The 19,657-nt window shown below is 67.6% G+C and carries 9 protein-coding genes and 8 pseudogenes; 8 read left to right on the top strand and 9 right to left on the bottom strand.

What is annotated here, in order from left to right:
- Window positions 1–87: 87 nt before the first annotated feature.
- The 7 genes and pseudogenes from KIV56_RS14745 to KIV56_RS14715 all read right to left on the bottom strand — a co-directional run bounded on the left by KIV56_RS14745 (window position 88) and on the right by KIV56_RS14715 (window position 8,510).
- A pseudogene (locus KIV56_RS14745) lies at window positions 88–1,400 on the bottom strand (thymidine phosphorylase).
- Window positions 1,397–1,810, bottom strand: a complete 414-nt coding sequence (locus KIV56_RS14740; protein WP_323503733.1) for a cytidine deaminase — start codon at window positions 1,808–1,810, stop codon at window positions 1,397–1,399. The pseudogene KIV56_RS14745 and the gene KIV56_RS14740 overlap by 4 nt, the downstream one beginning before the upstream one ends.
- A gap of 68 nt (window positions 1,811–1,878) precedes the next feature.
- Window positions 1,879–3,190: pseudogene (locus tag KIV56_RS14735) on the bottom strand (ABC transporter permease).
- Window positions 3,187–4,470, bottom strand: a complete 1,284-nt coding sequence (locus tag KIV56_RS14730; protein ID WP_281534030.1) for an ABC transporter permease — start codon at window positions 4,468–4,470, stop codon at window positions 3,187–3,189. Before KIV56_RS14730 ends, KIV56_RS14735 begins: the two are co-directional and overlap by 4 nt.
- Window positions 4,467–5,990, bottom strand: a pseudogene (locus KIV56_RS14725) (ABC transporter ATP-binding protein). Before KIV56_RS14725 ends, KIV56_RS14730 begins: the two are co-directional and overlap by 4 nt.
- Window positions 5,991–6,100: 110 nt before the next feature.
- Window positions 6,101–7,204 carry a BMP family lipoprotein gene (locus tag KIV56_RS14720; protein ID WP_281534029.1) on the bottom strand — a complete coding sequence of 368 codons (1,104 nt, stop codon included), beginning with the start codon at window positions 7,202–7,204 and terminating at the stop codon, window positions 6,101–6,103.
- A 184-nt stretch (window positions 7,205–7,388) separates the two neighbouring features.
- Window positions 7,389–8,510 (bottom strand): mannose-1-phosphate guanylyltransferase, encoded by a 1,122-nt coding sequence (locus KIV56_RS14715; RefSeq protein WP_281534028.1) that lies wholly within the window; start codon window positions 8,508–8,510, stop codon window positions 7,389–7,391.
- Window positions 8,511–8,610: 100 nt separating this feature from the next.
- Between KIV56_RS14715 and KIV56_RS14710 the strand changes: the two genes are divergently transcribed.
- The 8 genes and pseudogenes from KIV56_RS14710 (at window position 8,611) to trpS (ending at window position 17,061) form a co-directional block, all read left to right on the top strand.
- Window positions 8,611–9,765 carry a glycosyltransferase family 4 protein gene (locus KIV56_RS14710; protein ID WP_281534027.1) on the top strand — a complete coding sequence of 385 codons (1,155 nt, stop codon included), beginning with the start codon at window positions 8,611–8,613 and terminating at the stop codon, window positions 9,763–9,765.
- A 114-nt stretch (window positions 9,766–9,879) separates the two neighbouring features.
- On the top strand, window positions 9,880–10,296 hold the full coding sequence (gene sdhC / locus KIV56_RS14705) for a succinate dehydrogenase, cytochrome b556 subunit (protein ID WP_281534026.1): 417 nt from the start codon (window positions 9,880–9,882) through the stop codon (window positions 10,294–10,296).
- 11 nt (window positions 10,297–10,307) lie between these two features.
- Window positions 10,308–10,760, top strand: coding sequence for a succinate dehydrogenase hydrophobic membrane anchor subunit (locus KIV56_RS14700; protein WP_281534025.1), 453 nt, complete (start codon window positions 10,308–10,310; stop codon window positions 10,758–10,760).
- Window positions 10,761–10,776: 16 nt separating this feature from the next.
- Window positions 10,777–12,592 (top strand): annotated as a pseudogene (sdhA, locus tag KIV56_RS14695) (succinate dehydrogenase flavoprotein subunit).
- Window positions 12,593–13,353: pseudogene (locus KIV56_RS14690) on the top strand (succinate dehydrogenase iron-sulfur subunit). It begins immediately after the preceding pseudogene.
- 535 nt (window positions 13,354–13,888) lie between these two features.
- Window positions 13,889–14,686: pseudogene (locus KIV56_RS14685) on the top strand (YihY/virulence factor BrkB family protein); the annotation flags it as partial.
- Between the two features lie 343 nt (window positions 14,687–15,029).
- Window positions 15,030–15,893, top strand: a complete 864-nt coding sequence (locus KIV56_RS14680; protein ID WP_281534024.1) for an exodeoxyribonuclease III — start codon at window positions 15,030–15,032, stop codon at window positions 15,891–15,893.
- A gap of 154 nt (window positions 15,894–16,047) precedes the next feature.
- A complete protein-coding gene (gene trpS, locus KIV56_RS14675) occupies window positions 16,048–17,061 on the top strand; it encodes a tryptophan--tRNA ligase (RefSeq protein WP_281534023.1) in 1,014 nt (337 codons plus the stop codon).
- Between the two features lie 94 nt (window positions 17,062–17,155).
- Here trpS and glpK read toward each other — a convergent pair.
- A pseudogene (gene glpK, locus KIV56_RS14670) lies at window positions 17,156–18,670 on the bottom strand (glycerol kinase GlpK).
- 99 nt (window positions 18,671–18,769) lie between these two features.
- Window positions 18,770–19,534 (bottom strand): annotated as a pseudogene (locus KIV56_RS14665) (MIP/aquaporin family protein).
- Between the last annotated feature and the right edge of the window lie 123 nt (window positions 19,535–19,657).

Here is a 19,657-nt window from a genome sequence, read left to right as displayed (position 1 = left end):
CGGCCTCCCCCGGCCCCTCCCGAGGCATAACTCCCGAAATTTATCGTGATCGGCAACAAACCGGTGCCGGTGGAGATCGGGCCGGGCTCAGCGGCCGATGCGCTCGGCGATCAGGGGGCCGCCGTCGAGCACGGGCTCGCCGGGGTCGCCGATCCGGTACGCGCCCTCGAGGGCTTCAAGGGCCCTGGCGAAACGCTCCGGCTCGTCGGCGCTGAGGGTGAAGAGTGCCTGCCCGGCGCGCACGGTGTCTCCCGGCTTGGCGTGCAGGTCGATCCCTGCTGCGTGCTGCACGGGGTCCTGCTTGCGGGCGCGACCGGCGCCGAGGCGCCAGGCGCCGATCCCGAACGGAAGCGCCTGCTGCTCGACGAGCACCCCGTCGCGGTCGGCGACAACGGTGTGGGTCTCCTTCGCGACCGGCAGTGCGGCATCCGGGTCGCCGCCCTGAGCGCGGATGACCTCACGCCACTTGTCCATGGCCCGCCCGTCGGTGAGGGCAGCGGCCACGTCGACGCCGTCGATTCCGGCGAGGTCGAGCATCTCGGTCGCGAGGGCGATCGTGAGTTCGACGACGTCTGCCGGCCCGCCGCCGGCAAGCACCTCGACCGATTCGCGCACCTCGTTCGCGTTTCCGATCGCGAAGCCGAGCGGCACGTTCATGTTGGTGAGCAGGGCGGATGTCGCCACTCCGGCATCTTCGCCGAGCGCGACCATCGTGCGGGCGAGCTCCCGGGAGAGCTCGATGTCTTTCAGGAAGGCTCCGGATCCGAACTTCACGTCGAGGACGAGGGCGCTCGTGCCCTCCGCGATCTTCTTCGACATGATCGAGGAGGCGATCAGCGGGATCGCCTCGACGGTTCCGGTGATGTCGCGGAGCGCGTAGAGCTTGCCGTCCGCCGGGGCGAGGCCGCCACCGGCCGCGCAGATCACGCCGCCGTGATCGCGGAGCCTGGGCGAACATCTCCTCGTTGCTGAGGTGGGCGCGCCAGCCGGGGATCGACTCGAGCTTGTCGAGGGTGCCGCCGGTGTGCCCCAGCCCGCGGCCGGAGAGCCTGCGGAACGGCCGCTCCGAAGACCGCGACGAGCGGCATCAGCGGGAGGGTGATCTTGTCGCCGACACCGCCGGTGGAGTGCTTGTCGGTCGTCGGCTTGCCGAGGCCGGCGAAGCTCATCCGCTCGCCGCTGTTGATCATGGCGAGGGTGAGGTCCTTGATCTCCCGGCGGGTCATGCCGTTCAGGAAGATCGCCATCGTCATGGCGGCCATCTGCTCGTCGCCGACGTAGCCGCGGGTATACGCGTCGATCAGCCAGTCGATCTGGGGGGTGGCGAGTTCGCCGTGGTCGCGCTTGGTGCGGATCAGGTCGACGGCGTCGAAGGCTTCGAGGTGGGTCTGGGTGTTCACTGGTGTTCTTCCCGGTAGTCGGCGAGCTGGCGTGGCCCGAAGGCGTCCGGCAGGACCTGATCGATGGTGCGGAGGCCCGAGACTGTTTCCAGCAGCATGCCGGGCGCGGAGTGTTCGTAGAGCAGCTGGCGGCAGCGGCCGCACGGCATCAGCAGGTTGCCGTTGCCGTCGACGCAGCTGAAGGCGAGGAGCCGGCCGCCGCCGGTGAGGTGCAGCACGGAGACGAGGGCGCACTCCGCACAGAGGGTGAGGCCGTACGAGGCGTTCTCCACGTTGCATCCGCTGATCACCCTGCCGTCGTCGACGAGGGCAGCCGCGCCGACCGGGAACTTCGAGTACGGCGCGTACGCGAGGCGCATGGCCTCGGTCGCTGTGCTGCGGAGGAGCGCCCAGTCGACCGCGGGAGCCACGTGGCCGGACTCCGGTTCGTTCTTTCGGGCCGGTTCGTTCTTCGGTGCCGGGTCGTTCTTTCGGGAGCTCACGATTTGATGTACGGCTTTCCGGAGGCCGCAGGCCCCCGCGACTGGCCGACGAGGCCGGCGACGGCGAAGATCGTGACGAGATAGGGCAGCATCAGCATGAATTCGCTCGGCACCGGGGAGCCGATGATGCTGAGCACGTTCTGCAGGTTGCTCGCGAAGCCGAAGAGCAGCGCGGCGAGGGTGGCCCTGATCGGGTCCCAGCGGCCGAAGATGACGGCGGCGAGGGCGATGAACCCGGCGCCCGCTGTCATCTCCTTACCGAAGGCGCCGACGGAGCCGAGGGTGAAGTACGCCCCGCCGAGACCGGCGATCGCACCGGCGAGCGAGACGTTCCAGAACCGGGTGCGGGCGACGTTGATGCCCACGGTGTCAGCGGCCTGCGGATGCTCGCCGACGGCCCGCAGGCGGAGGCCCCACTTGGTGTGGAAGAGGCCGAAGTACACGCACGCGACGGCCACGTACATGATGTACACGATCAGGGTCTGCCGGAAGAGCACCGGTCCGATGATCGGGATCTCGCTCAGCAGCGGGATGGGGATCGTCTCGAAGCGCGGCGGGCTGTTGAGCGTCGCGGCGTTCGGTGCGAGGAGCCTGCGAGAACAGGAAGCCGGTGACCCCGGAGACGAGCACGTTGAGCACGACGCCGACGATGACCTGGTCGACGAAGTACTTGATCGAGAACGCGGCGAGCACGAAGGAGACGAGCACGCCGGCGACCATCGCCGCGACGAGCCCGAGCAGCGGCTGCTGAGTGATCGAGGCGACCATCGCCGAGGTGAAGGCCCCGGCGAGAAGCTGGCCCTCGATCGCGACGTTGACCACGCCGACCCGCTCGGAGATGACGCCGCCGAGCGCGCCGAAGATGAGCGGAACCGCGAGGCTCAACGACCCGAACAGCAGACCGGGTACCGGGATCGTCTCGTCTGCGGCCGCCCAGGCCAGGAAGCCCGTGAGCAGGAGCACCGCGAAAACGGTGACGAGCCAGAGTGGCACCTTCGCCTTCGACCGCACCAGCCAGGCGCTTGCGAGGGTGATCAGCAGCAACAGCACGCTCACGACGATGCCGGTCGCCCGGGTCGGCAGGACCACGTCGGGCAGCTGGATCAGGTCCGTCGTCGTCGACAGGCGCATGGTGCTCTCGCCGTCGCGACCGAAGACCACGAGCAGCAGGAAGCCGAGCACGGTGAAAATGGCGAGGGAGATCGGGGTCTTCCAGCTCTTGATCTGCTCGAAGTCGGGCCCGGCGTCGGCGATCGGAGTGGCCGGCCCGGTCGAGCCTGCCGGTGAGACGGTCAAAGGGGTACTCATGAGGCCACCACCTTCGTGGGAGTCGTGGTGCGTTTGGCCTTCGGACCCGGGGTCTTCTGGCCCGGCGTCGGCAGCCGGAAGATGGAGCGGACCAGTGGCGGCGCCGCGATGAACAGCACGATCAGGGACTGCACGATCAGCACGATGTCGATCGGGACACCCTCGGCGGCCTGCATCGAGAACCCGCCGGCCTTGAACGCGCCGAAGAGGATGCCTGCCGCGAAGACCCCCCACGGGCGCGAGCGGCCGAGCAGCGCGACGGTGATCGCGTCGAAGCCGATGCCGGAGTCGATGCCGGCGTCGAAACCGCTCGTCGAGGTGCCGAGCACCTGGTTGATGCCGGCGAGGCCGACGAGCCCGCCGGAAAGCAGCATGGCGTAGACGTACATCCGGTCGACGCTGATGCCGGCGACGCGCGCGGCGTGCGGGTTGAGGCCGACGGCGCGGAACTGGAAGCCGAGGTTGGACCGAGACAGCAACCACCAGGTGAAGATCGTCGCGATGATCACGAGGATGAAGCCGAGGTGCAGGTTGTACCCGGGGCCGAGCAGGTCGGGGAACACGGCAGTCGGCTTGCTCGCGGGGCTCTGCGGATTGTTCGACCCCGGCGTCTTCAGGAAGCCGTCGCGCAGCAGGTAGCTGACGAGGTTGTACGCGACATAGTTGAGCATGATCGTCGTAATCACCTCGTGTGCGCCGGTACGGGCCTTGAGCAGGCCGACGATACCGCCCCAGAGTGCGCCGCCCGCGATGCCGGCGGCGAGGGCGACGACGAGGTGGATGCCGGCGGGCAGGTCGAGCGCGAAGGCCACCCAGCCGCCGAGCGCGGCAGCGATGAGCATCTGGCCGCGACCGCCGATGTTGAACAGTCCGACCCGGAAGCCGAGCGCGACACCGAGGCCGGCCGCGATCAGCGGGGTCGCGAAGGTGAGCGTCTCGGTGAACGGTTTGATCCCTGAGGCGAAGTCCGGCTTGCGGAAGTTGTAGATCGACCCCTGGAACAGGGCGGAATACGCGCCGGAGACGGAATTCCAGGCCGCGACGACGGTGTCGCCCGGCCGGGAGAAGAAGTAGACCGACGCCTTCTGGACGTCCTCATTGGTGAAGGCGATCAGGATCGCGCCGACCAACAGGGCGAGCAGGACGGCGAGGACGGAGATGATGGCGTTCCCGGTCGTGATCTCGCGGAAGAGCTGGTACGCGCGGCTCGGCTCGTCCGGCTGGCCAGGCTGGGCCGGCTTCCCACCGGAAACCGGCGGGGTCTGCAGGGTCTCGCTCATGCTGCCGCTCCTTCTTCGGTCGGCGTTTCGCCGGCCATCATCAGCCCCAGTACGGCTCGGGGGGTGTCGCCGGGGACGATGCCCACGACGCGGCCGCGGAACATCACCAGGATCCGGTCGGCGAGGGCGGCCACCTCGTCGAGTTCGGTCGAGATCACGATGACCGGCGTGCCGGCATCCCGGGTCGCGATGATGCGTTCGTGCACGAATTCGATCGAACCGACGTCGAGGCCCCGGGTCGGCTGGGCGGCGATGAACAGCCGCAGGCTCGCGGCTGAGCTCGCGGGCGAGCACGACCTTCTGCTGGTTGCCGCCGGAGAGGCGGCCGACGAGGGTGTCGATGCCCTGGGAGCGCACATCGAACTCCTTGACCTTGTCCTGGGCGAACTTGGCGAGGAAGGACAGCTGCATGTTGAAGCGCCTGACGAACGGCGGCCGGTGCGACCGGTCGAGCATCAGGTTCTCGGCGATCGTGAATTCGCCGACCAGGCCGTCCTCGGTGCGGTCTTCCGGCACGAAGCCGACGCCGGCGTCGAGGATCCGGCGCACCGTGTGGCCGCGGAGCGAGGCTCCGTCGAGAGTGATGTCGCCGGAGACGCGGGGCTGGAGGCCCATCAGGGCCTCGGTCAGCTCGGTCTGTCCGTTTCCCTGCACCCCGGCGATGGCGAGGATCTCGCCGGCGTGCACGGTGAAGCTCACGTTGTTGACGAGCACCTGCCCGCGCGGGTCGAGCACGGTGAGGTCGGTGACGACCAGTGCGGGTGCCCCCGGTTCGGCAGGAGACTTGTCAACGGTGAGGTCGACGGCGCGGCCGACCATCATCGTGGCGAGCTCCTCGTTGCTCGCGGTGGGCGAGGCCTCGCCGACGACGGCACCGAGACGGATGACCGTGATCCGGTCGGCGACGGCGCGCACCTCGCGCAGTTTGTGCGTGATGAAGACGATCGAGGTCCCCGCGTCGCGCAGGCTGGCGCATGATGCCCATCAGCTCGTCCGTCTCCTGCGGGGTGAGTACGGCTGTCGGCTCGTCGAAGACGAGCACCTTCGCGTCACGGGAGAGGGCCTTGATGATCTCGACGCGCTGTTGCACGCCGACGGGGGAGGTCCTCGACGAGGGCGTCGGGGTCGACGTCGAACCCGAACCTGGCCGAGATCTCCGTCACCCGGCGGCGGGCCGCCGGGAGGTCGAGGTGACCGCCGAACCCGGTCTCCTCGTGGCCGAGCATGACGTTCTCGGCGACGGTGAAGACGGGGATCAGCATGAAGTGCTGGTGCACCATGCCGATGCCCGCCGCCATGGCGTCGCCGGGCCCGGAGAAGTGCTGGACGACGTCGTCGAGCAGGATCTCCCCTTCTTCGGCCCGGTAGAGGCCGTAGAGCACGTTCATCAGGGTGGACTTCCCTGCGCCGTTCTCCCCGAGCAGCGCGTGGATCTCGCCGGCCTCGACAGTGAGGTTGATGTGGTCATTGGCGACCAGGGCACCGAATCTCTTCGTAATGCCGCGAAGTTCGAGCTTCATACTTCCCGATTCTATTGAGCGGTCGACCGGGGGGTCGGCGGCCGGGGAGTCAAAGCACGCGGGAGAGGCCAGCTCTCGCTGGCCTCCCCGCGATGGCACTGCCTGGTGTGTTACTTCGGGGTGGACGGCGACGTGACCGTGAGCTTGCCGCTGATGATGTCGGCCTTGATCGCGTCGACCTCCTTCACGAGCGCGGGGTCGACCTTGGACTCCCAGTCGTGCAGGGGCGCGATGTCGACGCCCTTGTTCTCGAGGGTGCCGATGTACGGGGTCGCGCTGAACTTGCCGTTCGCCGCGTCGACGACGATCGTCTTGGTGGCGTCAGCCATCTGCTTCATGATCGAGGTGAGGTAGAGCGCCTTCGTGGCCGGTGCGGTCTCGTAGAGGTCACTGTCGACGCCGACGATGGCAACGTCCTTCCCGGAGTCCTGGATCGCCTGGGCGGTGCCCTGGAACAGCGGTCCGGCGACGGGGAGGATGATGTCGGCGCCCTGGTCGATCAGGCCGGCCGTGATGGTCTTGCCCTTGCTGATGTCGTCGAAGCTGTCCGCGAAGGTACCGGTCTGCGCGGCCTTGTCCCAACCGACAAGCTTGACGGTTTTCGACTTCTGGGTGTTGTAGTACGTGACGCCGTCGGCGAAACCGTCCATGAAGATGGTGACGGACGGGAACTGCTTGCCGCCGAACGTGCCGACGGTGCCGGTCTTGGTGGTGCCCGCCGCGAGGTATCCGGCGAGGAAGGCGGCCTGGGCGGTGTCGTAGAGCACCGGCTTGACGTTGTCGAGGGCGAGGGGGCTGAAGTCGTCGTTCGACAATGCGGAGTCGATGATGGCGAAATCGGTCTTGGGGCTGGCCTTGGCCGCGTCGCGGGTGGTGTTCGCGAGCGCGAAGCCGACCGTGAGGATGAAGTTGCAGTTCTGGTCGACCATGCTGCTGACGTTGCCCGCATACTGGTCGGTGGTCTTGGACTCTGCCTGCTTGAACTTGACGCCGAGGGCATCCGCTGCCTGGGTCATACCGTCGAAGCTGGACTGGTTGAAGGACTTGTCGTCGAAGCCGCCGGCGTCGGAGACGATGCACGGGGTGAAGTCAGTGACCGCAGCGGTCGAGGTAGCGCCGCCGGTGCTCGGCGCCGCCGCACAACCGGCGAGCAGGGCGACAGCGCCCAGGGTGGCGAGTCCGCTGAAAACGGCCCTTCGTTTTGTGATTGTCAAGGTGACCTCCATTGCTGGCCCGGCGCGGGTTCGACGGGGCTGTGTGCAATCAGGTTACCCAATGTTTCACTGCTCAGTTGAGCAAACTCGATAGGTGCGCTAAGCGTTATCAAGCCGCTACCTGCGCGAAACAATTCCGTGCGTAATCAGGCGGAGACCTGCACAAACGATTCCGTGGACGCGGTTACAGTACGTCGCTGCTTCCGGAGAGCTTGAGGGCGTCGACGACGGCCTTGACTTTCTGCGCATTCGCGCTCGTCGTGACGAGCAGTGCGTCCGGCGTGTCGATGACGACGATGTCCTCGACGCCGATCAGCGCGATCATCCGGCCGGTGTGGCTCACGACGATGCCGCTCGAGGAGTCTGCGAGCACGCGTGCGCCCTCGCCGAGGATCGCGAGGTCGCGCTTCCGCCCGTTCGCGTGGATCTTGGCGATCGACGCGAAGTCGCCGACGTCGTCCCAGTCGAACTGGCCGGGGATGACGGCGAGCTGGCCGCGGGCCGCGACGGGCTCCGCGACGGTGTAGTCGATCGCGATTTTCTTGAGCTTCGGCCAGACCCTGTCGACGACCGCGCCCCGGCGCGGTGTGTCCCAGGCGTCGGCGAGTTCGAGGAGCCCGGCGAGGAGCTCGGGCTCTGCCGCACCGATCTCGTCGAGGAGGCGGTCGGCCCTGGCGATGAACATGCCCGCGTTCCAGAGGTAGTGGCCGCTCGCGACGTACGCCTCCGCCGTTGCGAGGTCGGGCTTCTCGACGAAGGAGTCGACGGACTGCGCGTTCGGGGCCCCGGGGATGTCGAGCTGCGCGGCCGTCTTGATGTAGCCGAAGCCGATCGCGGGTTCGGTCGGCCGGATGCCGATCGCGACGATGTACCCGGCATCCGCTGCCGCGACGGCCTCGACGATGGTCTGGCGGAACAGGATGGCGCCCTTGATGACGTGGTCGGCGGCGAATGACCCGATGATGACGCCGGGTTCGCGCTTCTGCAGGATGGCGGCGGCGAGGCCGATGGCCGCCGTCGATTCGCGCGGCTCGCTCTCGAGCACGACGTTGAGGTCGGCGAGCTCAGGCAGCTGCGCCTCGACGGCCGCGCGGTGCGCGCGTCCCGTGACGACCATGATGCGCTGGTCGCCGGCGAGCGGGGCCAGTCGGTCCCAGGTGTCCCTGAGCAGCGTCTGGCCGGACCCGGTGAGGTCGTGCAGGAACTTCGGGGCGTCCGCGCGCGAGAGCGGCCACAGGCGGGATCCGATTCCGCCGGCGGGGATCACGCTGTAGAAGCGCTCGAGTGGGTCAGGTGCCTGGGTCATTCGGCCAGACTACAGGCCGAAGAGGGGGTGTTCACCGGGTATTCACGCAGTCGTTCCGGGTATTCACGTGCTTGTTTCGAGGGGTGCATACGCTCGAAACATGCGGGTTGCCGTCGTCAGCGAGAGTTTCCTCCCCACGGTCAGTGGGGTCACCACGAGCGTCTGCAAGGTGCTCGAGCACCTGCAGCGCACCGGGCACGAGGCGATCGTCATCGCCCCGGCCGGTGCTCCGGCCGAATACGCGGGCTTTCCCGTGTTCAGCGTCCCCGCCGTCTCCTACCGCCAGTTCCCGGTCGGGATGCCGAGCCCGCACGTGCAGCGCCTGCTCGCCGACTTCGGGCCGGACGTCGTACACGCGGCGTCCCCGTTCCTCCTCGGCGCGCAGGGCATCGCGTCGGCGAACCGCCTCGATATCCCGAGCGTCGCGATCTTCCAGACGGATGTCGCCGGCTACGCGAGGCGTAACCGGCTCGGCCAGGCCACCAAGGTCGCCTGGCGCCTGGTCAAGTGGATCCACGACGGTGCAGACCTCACCCTGGTGCCATCCTCGGCCTCGATGGCGGACCTCGAACGGGTCGGCGTGCGCAGGCTCGCCCGGTGGACGCGCGGCGTCGACCTCGTCGGCTACCACCCGAACCGCCGGAGCGAACCGGCCGTCGCCGAGCTCCGCAAGCGCCTGGCTCCGAACGGAGAGGTCGTCATCGGCTACGTCGGCCGGATGGCGCCGGAGAAACAGGTCGAACGTTTCCGTGCCCTCCGGGGCATTCCCGGCATCCGTGTCGCCCTCGTCGGCGACGGGCCGTCCGTGCCGCTCATCCAGCGCGAACTCGCCGGTGTGCCGGTGACCTGGCTCGGCCGGCTTTCCGGGGCGGCCCTCGCCGACGCATACGCCGCGTTCGACTTCTTTCTGCACGCCGGGACAGAGGAGACCTTCGGCCAGACGATCCAGGAGGCGCACGCGGCGGGGCTCCCCGTCGTCGCCCCGCACGCCGGCGGCCCGATCGACCTCGTCGCGCACGGCGACAACGGCTTCCTCTTCGCCCCAGACGACGAACGCGACCTGCGGCGGTGCGTCACGCGCCTCGTCGATGACGCCCCTCTCAGACTCCGGATGGGCGAATCCGGCCGGAGGGCCGTGCTCGGCCGGTCGTGGGAGAACGTCTGCGAAACCCTTGTCGGGTACTACGACAAAGTCATCGACGAACGCGCCGCCATACGCGTAATGACGGCGGTTCCGCTGTCAATGCAGCGCTGAGGGCCCTCGCGGATAATATCTCGGCCTAGAGACACTTAGGATGGTTGCACGCGCACCAGCGCAGTGCCGGCCTGCACCATTCGAGGCCGCTCATTCAGCCAGGGAAGGTTGGTCATGCCTCAGCAATCGGCACGGACATTGACATCCCAGCAGAAGACCACGTCACGCCGCCCCGCAGGCACCCTGTACCGGGGCCGCGAGGGCATGTGGTCGTGGGTCCTGCACCGGATCACCGGTGTTGCGATCTTCTTCTTTCTGCTGGTCCACATTCTGGACACGGCGCTCGTGCGCGTGAGCCCCGAGGCGTACAACGCAGTGATCTCGAGCTACCAGACGCCGATCATGGGCCTCGGTGAGACCGCGCTCGTCGCGGCGATCGTGTTCCACGCGTTCAACGGCATCCGGATCATCCTGATCGACTTCTGGAGCGCGAAGTACCAGAAGGTGATGTTCTACGTCGTCATCGGCCTCTGGGTCGTCACGATGCTGGGCTTCGCCCCTCGCCACCTCATGAACGTCTTCAGCCACTAGGAGGAGCAGCCATGGCAACCACACTTGACTCCCCCAGGAGCCCATACGCCCGCCCGACCGGCAAGCGCGGCACGAACTGGGAAAAATGGGGCTGGATCTACATGCGCGCCTCCGGCGTCGTGCTCATCGTGCTCATCTTCGGTCACCTCTTCGTCAACCTGATGATCGGCAAGGGCGTCGACGCGATCAGCTTCGGCTTCGTCGCCGGCAAGCTCGCAAGCCCGTTCTGGCAGTGGTGGGACGTGGCGATGCTCTGGCTCGCCCTGATCCACGGCGGCAACGGCATGCGCACGATCGTGAACGACTACGCGACCCAGCGGGTCACCCGCGGTATTTTCAAGGGCGCCATCCTCGCCGCGGTCGTGGTCCTGATCGTGCTCGGCACGCTCGTGGTCTTCACCTTCGACCCCTGCCCGGCCGGTTCGCCCGCCGACCTTCTCCCCTCGTTCTGCCCGGCCATCTAGGAGCTCACACCAGCACATGACGGATGCATCAAACACCGCACCGACCGAGTCCACCGTGATCGACGGAGTGCACTACCACAAGTTCGACATCGTGATCGTGGGAGCAGGCGGCGCAGGGATGCGCGCGGCCATCGAGGCGGGCCCCGGCGCAAGCACCGCGGTCATCTCCAAGCTCTACCCGACCCGTTCGCACACGGGAGCGGCGCAGGGCGGCATGGCCGCCGCCCTCGCCAACGTCGAAGAAGACAACTGGGAGTGGCACACCTTCGACACCGTCAAGGGCGGCGACTACCTCGTCGACCAGGACGCGGCGGAGATCCTCGCGAAGGAGGCCATCGACGCGGTCATCGACCTCGAGAACATGGGCCTCCCCTTCAACCGCACCCCGGAGGGCAAGATCGACCAGCGCCGCTTCGGCGGCCACACGAGCGACCACGGCAAGGCGCCCGTGCGCCGCGCCTGCTACGCCGCCGACCGCACCGGCCACATGATCCTGCAGACCCTGTACCAGAACTGCGTCAAGCGCGGCATCAACTTCTTCAACGAGTACTACGTGCTCGACCTCGTGATGACCCCGGTCGACGGTGTCGACCAGCCGTCCGCGGTCGTCGCGCTCGACCTGTCGAGCGGCGAGCCTGCACGTCTTCCAGGGCAAGGCCTTCATCTTCGCGACCGGCGGCTTCGGCAAGATCTACAAGACCACCTCGAACGCGCACACCCTCACCGGTGACGGCGTCGGCATCATCTGGCGCCAGGGCCTTCCGCTCGAGGACATGGAGTTCTTCCAGTTCCACCCGACCGGCCTCGCCGGCCTCGGCATCCTCCTCACCGAGGGGGCCCGCGGAGAGGGCGCGATCCTCCGCAACGCCTCCGGCGAGCGCTTCATGGAGCGGTACGCCCCGACGATCAAGGACCTCGCCCCGCGTGACATCATCGCGCGCTGCATGGTCAAGGAGGTCGCAGAGGGCCGCGGCGCCGGGCCGAACAAGGACTACCTGTACCTGGACTGCACCCACCTGGGCGCCGAGGTACTCGAGACCAAGCTGCCCGACATCACCGAGTTCGCCCGCACCTACCTCGGCGTCGACCCGGTCACCGAACCGGTGCCCGTGATGCCGACGGCGCACTACGCCATGGGCGGCATCCCGACCAACGTCAACGCCGAGGTGCTGCGCAACAACACCACCGTCGTTCCCGGCCTCTACGCCGCAGGCGAGTGCGCGTGCGTCTCCGTGCACGGCTCGAACCGCCTCGGCACCAACTCGCTCCTGGACATCAACGTCTTCGGCAAGCGCGCGGGCAACAACGCCGTCGCGTACGTGAAGACCGCGGAGTTCACCCCGCTGCCCGACGACCCGGCCGGGACGGTGCGCGACCTGCTCGAGGGCATCCGCTCGTCGACAGGGACAGAGCGCATCGCCGTGCTGCGCCGCGAACTCCAGGAGACCATGGACGCGAAGGCGCAGGTGTTCCGCACCGACGAGTCGCTCTCCGAGGTCACCGAGGTGATCCACTCGCTGCGCAACCGGTACAAGAACATCGGCGTGCAGGACAAGGGCCGCCGGTTCAACACCGACCTGCTCGAGGCCGTCGAACTCGGCTTCCTGCTCGACCTCGCCGAGGTCGTCGTGTACTCGGCCCGCAACCGCAAGGAAAGCCGCGGCGGCCACATGCGCGACGACTACCCCCTGCGCGACGATGTGAACTACCTCGTGCACACGATGGCGTACCTCACCGGCGACCCGCTCTCAGCGGATGCCGCAGACCACATTGCGCTGGACTGGAAGCCAGTCACCATCACGCGCTACCAGCCGATGGAAAGGAAGTACTGAGTGAGCACCGCATTCGCAGACGCCCCGGTCGTGCCCGAGGAGATTCAGTCCTTCACCGTCACGCTCATCATCCGGCGCTTCCAACCCGGAGGTCGACGACGAGCCGCACTGGGAAGACTTCGACGTGCAGATGTACCCGACGGACCGGGTGCTCGACGCGTTGCACAAGATCAAGTGGGAGCAGGACGGCTCGCTGTCGTTCCGGCGTTCCTGCGCGCACGGCATCTGCGGCTCGGATGCGATGCGCATCAACGGCCGCAACCGCCTGGCCTGCAAGACCCTGATCAAGGACCTCGACATCACCAAGCCGGTCTATGTGGAGGCGATCAAGGGACTTCCGCTCGAGAAGGACCTCATCGTCGACATGGAGCCCTTCTTCGAGTCGTTCCGGGCCGTTCAGCCGTTCCTGGTGTCCAACACCGCGCCGGCCGGCGGCAAGGAGCGCATCCAGACGGTCGCCCAGCGCGAGCCGTTTCGACGACACCACGAAGTGCATCCTCTGCGCCGCGTGCACCTCGAGCTGCCCGGTGTTCTGGACGGACGGGCAGTACTTCGGCCCGGCCGCGATCGTGAACGCGCACCGCTTCATCTTCGACTCGCGCGACGAGAACGCCGCCGTGCGCCTCGACATCCTGAACGACCGGGAGGGCGTCTGGCGCTGCCGCACGACGTTCAACTGCTCCGAGGCGTGCCCGCGCGGCATCCAGGTGACGCAGGCGATCGCCGAGGTCAAGCAGGCGATCCTGCGCGGTACGGCCTGATCGGTCGCGCAGCACGCAGGATCAGTACCACCGGGCACCAACGCTACGGGCACCACGCACTGCGTGGTGCCCGTACTGCGTGGTGCGGGCAGCACTCGGCACCCGCACGGCAACGTGCCGGCACCATGAAGTATCAGCAGGGGTAGCCGGTGGCGCCGACTCGGGTTTCGTCGCCACCGGCTGGTCGCAACGTTCCCGGCTGGCCGGGCCGTCGTGACCGTCGCTCAGTCCACGAGCCAGACCGACCCGGCTCGAGCAGTGCCGCACGAGCCGTGCTGACCCGACCGCGCGACACCGGGGCGTGGCGGACGGGTCCGGTCGGGGCATCCGCTTCGGGTTTCGAATGACCATTCTGAACGGGTGAACCCTCGGATCGTCGCAGATTCGGACGTGCACGCGCAAGAGGTGAGACACCCTCACGACTGAATGCTCCCCCGAACTGGGGGTGACTTGGGGAAACCCGGGAAATCGTTAGGCTGGTCCGGTGAAGCCGCCTGCATTCGTGAACCGACTGACGACCCTGGCCAAGAACGTGATGCAGTGGCGGCCCGTGCGCGCGTTCACGCACTTCGGGGAAAGCAGCGGTGCGATCCTCGCCGGGGGCATGACCTACCAGGCCATCTTCGCGATCTTCGCGGCGGTCTGGGTGGGCTTCTCGATCGCCGGACTGTGGCTGACCTCGAACCCGGCGCTCCTCGACCAGCTGTACGCCCTGATCAACCAGTCCGTCCCCGGGTTGATCGGCAAGGGCGGCGTGATCGACCCGACCGAGCTCGCGAGCCCGGGGGCGCTGACCTGGACCGGCGCGATCGCTCTTGTCGGCCTGATCGGTACAACCCTCGGCTGGCTGTCGACGACCGCGCAGGCCGTGCGCAGCATTTTCGGGATGCCGCGCGACGGCACCTTCTTCCTGCTCGTCAAGCTCAGGGAGCTCGGCCTCGGCGCGGGCTTCGGACTCGCCCTTATCGTCTCCGCGCTGATCTCGCTCGCGAGCACAGAGGCCCTCGGCGGCATTCTCGGCTTCCTCGGCGTCTCGCGGGACTCGCTCGGCTTCATCGTGGGCGCGCGCACGATCGGACTGCTCGTCGTGCTGGTCATCGACACGCTCACGCTCGCCGTGCTGTTCCGGGTGCTGAGCCGGGTGCACATCCCGTTCCGGAAGCTCGTGTCCGGCTCCCTGCTCGGCGGGGTCGCGCTCGGCGGGCTCAAGGTGCTCGGTGGTGCCCTCCTCGGCGGGGCGGGCAAGAACCCCCTGCTCGCGACCTTCGCCGTCGTGATCGGGCTGCTGATCTGGTTCAACTTCATGAACACGGTGATCCTCCTCACCGCATCGTGGATCTCGGTCGGGATGCAGGACGCGGGCATCCCGCCGCAACCGGTGAACCCGGACGAGGCCGCTGCTGCGGCCGAAGCGCGCGAGCTCGAGGCGCGGCGGATCGCCGCGCTCGCGGAGCCTGCGGGACGCGAAGGCCGCGCACGCGACGTCTTCCTGGGGCCGGCGCTGGGCATCCGCTCGCCGGGTGCGCGCCGCCGAGAAGCGCGCAGCCCCCTTCGCCTGACCCCTGACGAATTCGACGGAGATTGTGCTCGGAAAGCGCTGAGATCGCGTTCTCACGCTCGTAAAACCCAAAAACTCCGTCGAATTGGTTCGGGCCGGGTCGACCTAGACTTGAACCATGCCGTCTACGCCTGCAGCCTCAACGCCGTCTGCCCAGCCGCTTCGCATCGCGACGATCAACGTCAACGGGGTGCGCGCCGCTTACCGCAAGGGGATGGGCGACTGGCTGGCCGGACGGGACGTCGACATCCTCGCCATCCAGGAGGTCCGTGCGTCGACCGAGGACCTCGAAGGTCTGCTCGGGCCGGAGTGGAACATCCTCCACGATGCCGCAACGGCCAAGGGCCGGGCCGGGGTCGCCCTCGCGAGCCGGTCGACGGCATCCATTCACCGGGTCGAACTCGGCGCGGAGGACTTCGACAGCGCCGGGCGCTGGCTCGAGGCCGACTACGAGGTGAACGGCACGATCGTGACGGTCGTGAGCACCTACGTGCACTCCGGTGAGACCGACACCCCGAAGCAGGTCGAGAAGTACAAGTTCCTCGACGCGATGCTCGCGCGGCTGCCCGAGCTCGCGGCGCACAGCGAGCGCGCCGTCGTGCTCGGCGACCTGAACGTCGGCCACCGCACCCTCGACATCAAGAACTGGCGCGGCAACCGCAAGCACGCCGGGTTCCTGCCGGAGGAGCGTGCGTACTTCGACCGCATCCTCGGCGCGGAAGACGAAGCCGGATACAACGCCGGCGCCGGTCTCGGCTGGGTCGATGTCGGGCGCAAGTGGGCCGGCGAGGTCGAGGGCCCGTACACCTGGTGGTCGCAGCGCGGCAAGGCCTTCGACACGGACACCGGTTGGCGACTGGACTACCAGCTCGCGACCCCGCTCCTGGCGGCATCCGTCGTCGACTACACGGTCGACCGAGCGGATGCCTATGACCAGCGCTGGTCGGACCACTCCCCTGTCGTCGTCGACTACGCACTCTGACGGACGGGCCTCCGACCTCCGGCCCGGCACACCGAACGGCACCCCGGTTCGGAACGTGTCGGCCCGGCCCGTGAGGTTCTCGCCACTCCCCCTTCGACCCATTTCACGCCACCGGCTCCGGCCCTTTGGCCACACGCTACGAAAGATCTGAATCATGGACAAGCCCCGCCTCTACTCCGGCATGCAGCCGTCGGCCGAATCGCTGCAGATCGGCAACTACATCGGCGCCCTGCTGAACTGGAAGTCGCTGCAGGAGACGCATGACGCGTTCTTCTCGATCGTCGACCTGCACGCCATCACCGTCGCGCAGGACCCGGCCAAACTGCGGGAGAACACCCGCCGCACCGCAGCGCAGTACATCGCCAGCGGGATCGACCCTGACGCCTCGACGCTCTACGTGCAGTCGCACGTTGCCGCGCACGCCCAGCTCGCCTGGGTTCTGAACACCATCACCGGCTTCGGCGAGGCCAGCCGGATGACCCAGTTCAAGGACAAGTCCGCCAAGCAGGGGTCCGACGGCACCACGGTCGGGCTGTTCGCGTACCCGATCCTGATGGCCGCAGACATCCTGCTCTACGACACGGTCGTCGTACCCGTCGGCGAGGACCAGCGTCAGCACGTCGAGCTCACCCGCGACATCGCGGCACGATTCAACACGCGGTTCGGCGACACGTTCGTGGTCCCGGAGTCCTCCATCCAGAAAGAGACCGCCAAGATCTACGACCTGCAGAACCCGCTGTCGAAGATGTCGAAGTCGGCCGAATCGCACGCCGGTGTGATCTGGGTGCTCGATGAGCCCTCGGTCACCGCCAAGAAGATCATGCGCGCGGTGACGGATGCCGATGGCGGCGTCGTCTTCGACCGGGAGAACAAGCCGGGCGTGGCCAACCTGCTCACGATCTACTCGACCATGGCGGGGCGCACAGTCCAGTCCCTCGAAGACGAATACGCGGGCCGCGGCTACGGTGACCTCAAGAAGGGCCTCGCCGAGGTCGTCACCGGCACCTTCGGTCCGATCCGCGCCCGCGTGATCGAGCTGCTCGACGACCCGGCCGAGCTCGACCGCCTGCTGGCCGTCAACGCCGCGCGGGCGGCATCCGTTGCCGATGCCACCCTCGCCCGCGCGTACGACCGCGTCGGCCTGCTCCCGCCCCGATTCGCTCGTTGACACAACTGTGGCCGATTCGGACAACTGTTGCGGGCCCGTGGGCCGCACTTGTCCGAATCGGCCACAGTTGCCGGTATCGCTCTAGCGCGGTGGGCTAGAGGACGTCCTCGTCCACCCAGTCGAGGGATTTGGTGACGGCCTTCTTCCAGTTGCGGAGCAGACGGTCACGCTCGGCGACGTCGAGCTGGGGCTCCCAGCGTGCGTCCTCCTGCCAGTTGGCGCGGAGTTCGTCGAGGTCGTTCCAGAAGCCGACCGCGAGGCCGGCCGCGTACGCGGCGCCCAGGGCGGTTGTCTCGGCAACCACCGGGCGCACCACGGATACGCCGAGGATGTCGGCCTGGAACTGCATCAGCAGGTCGTTGGCCGAAGCGCCGCCGTCGACCTTCAGCTCGGTGAGCGGGACGCCGGAGTCGGCGTTGACCGCGTCGAGCACCTCGCGGGTCTGGTACGCGATCGCCTCGAGTGCTGCCCGGGCGATGTGGCCCTTGTTCACGAACCGGGTCAGTCCAACGAGTGCACCACGGGCATCGGCACGCCAGTATGGCGCGAACAGGCCGGAGAACGCCGGCACGAAATAGGCTCCGCCGTTGTCCTTCACAGACAGGGCGAGCGCCTCGATCTCGGAGGCCGAACCGACTATGCCGAGGTTGTCGCGCAGCCACTGGACGAGGGCTCCGGTGACGGCGATCGATCCCTCGAGCGCGTAGTGCGTCTCGCCGTCGCCGAGCTTGTAGCCCACGGTCGTGAGCAGCCCGTTCTTGGAGTGCACGATCTCGGTGCCGGTGTTGAAGATCAGGAAGTTACCGGTGCCGTAGGTGTTCTTCGCCTCACCCTGGTCGAAAGCCGCCTGACCGAACGTCGCGGCCTGCTGGTCGCCGAGGATGCCCGAAATCGGGGTCTCCCGCAGCAGGCTGTGGCCGCTCGCGATGCCGTAGACCTCGGAGGAGGAACGGATCTCGGGCAGCATCGAGCGCGGCACGTCGAAGGCGGCGAGGATGTCGTCGTCCCACTGCAGGGTCTCGAGGTCCATGAACATCGTGCGGCTCGCGTTGGTGACGTCGGTCGCGTGCACGCCGCCCTCGAGGCCGCCGGTGAGGTTCCAGAGCACCCAGGAGTCCGTCGTGCCGAACATCAGCTCGCCGGCATCCGCCTTGGCCCTGGCTCCCTCGACGTTCTCGAGGATCCAGACGATCTTCGTGCCCGAGAAGTACGTGGCGAGCGGCAGTCCGACCTGCTTCTTGAAGCGCTCGACGCCCCGTCGGCGGCGAGGCGGTCGACGATGGGCTGGGTACGGGTGTCCTGCCAGACGATCGCGTTGTAGACGGGGAGCCCGGTGGTGCGGTCCCAGACCACGGCGGTCTCGCGCTGGTTGGTGATGCCGACGGCAGCGAGGTCGTGCCGAGTGATGTCGGCTTTGGACAGCGCCTGGCCGATGACCTCACGGGTGTTGTTCCAGATCTCCATCGGGTCGTGCTCGACCCAGCCCGCGCGGGGGAAGATCTGCTCGTGCTCGAGCTGGCGCGGTCGAGACGATCGACCCCGCCTTGTCGAAGATGATCGCGCGGGTACTGGTCGTGCCCTGGTCGATCGCGATGACGTAGTCAGCCATTGATAACTCCTTTGTTATTCGTGTGTGTCAGGTTAAGCGGGGGAGGTGAGAACTGCGTGGGAACAACCGGTCGAAGCCGGTGTCCTGGCGGATACCGCGTCAGGCCAGGATCGGCAGGAGCGCGGTCGAAACGAGGCCGGCCAGGACGCCGCCGATGATGGGGCCGACGACCGGCACCCAGGAGTACGACCAGTCCGAGGAACCCTTGCCCTTGATCGGCAGGATGAAGTGCGCGATGCGCGGCCCCAGGTCACGGGCCGGGTTGATCGCGTACCCGGTCGGCCCACCGAGCGAAGTGCCGATCACGATCACGAGCAGGGCCACCGGAAGCGGGCCGAGCGCGGCCAGTCCGCCGTTGACGCCCTGGCGACCGCCGCCGAAGGCGATGATCACGAAGACCAGCACGAAAGTGCCGATGATCTCGGTGACGAGGTTCCAGCCGTAGGAGCGGATGGCCGGACCGGTCGAGAAGACGCCGAGCTTGTTGGCCGGGTTCGGTTCCTGGTCGAAGTGCTGCTTGTACGCGAGCCAGCAGAACACGGCCCCGATGATGGCGCCGAGCATCTGCGCGCCGATGTAGGCGAGCACCGACACGACGTTGACCGGAACGCCCGAGCCGAATTCCGTCGCACCCGATGCGACGAGGCCGAGGGTGACGGCGGGGTTGAGATGAGCACCGGAGTTGTATGCAACGATGACGCCGGAGAAGACCGCGGACCCCACCCGATCGTCACCATCAGGAAGCCGCCGCCGAACCCCTTGTTCTTGGCGAGGGCCACGTTGGCGACCACGCCGCAGCCGAGGAGGACGAGCAGGGCCGTGCCCACCAGGCTCCGAGAGGAAAACGATACCGAGATTGTCCACATTGACACCCTTGTTCAGTGAAGCCGAGTTGTTGACGCTGGAGATGAGACAGTTTTTGGGCCGGTTGTGGCCGCAAAACGAATCTCGAGAAACCTATCGGCTCAGCGCGGCCAATGGTGCACT

Origin of the sequence: Cryobacterium breve (assembly GCF_027594785.1) — a bacterium.
GTDB lineage: Bacteria > Actinomycetota > Actinomycetes > Actinomycetales > Microbacteriaceae > Cryobacterium > Cryobacterium breve_A.
The sequence above is the reverse complement of the archived record's forward strand: the minus strand, read 5'-3'. Positions and strand labels throughout refer to the sequence as shown.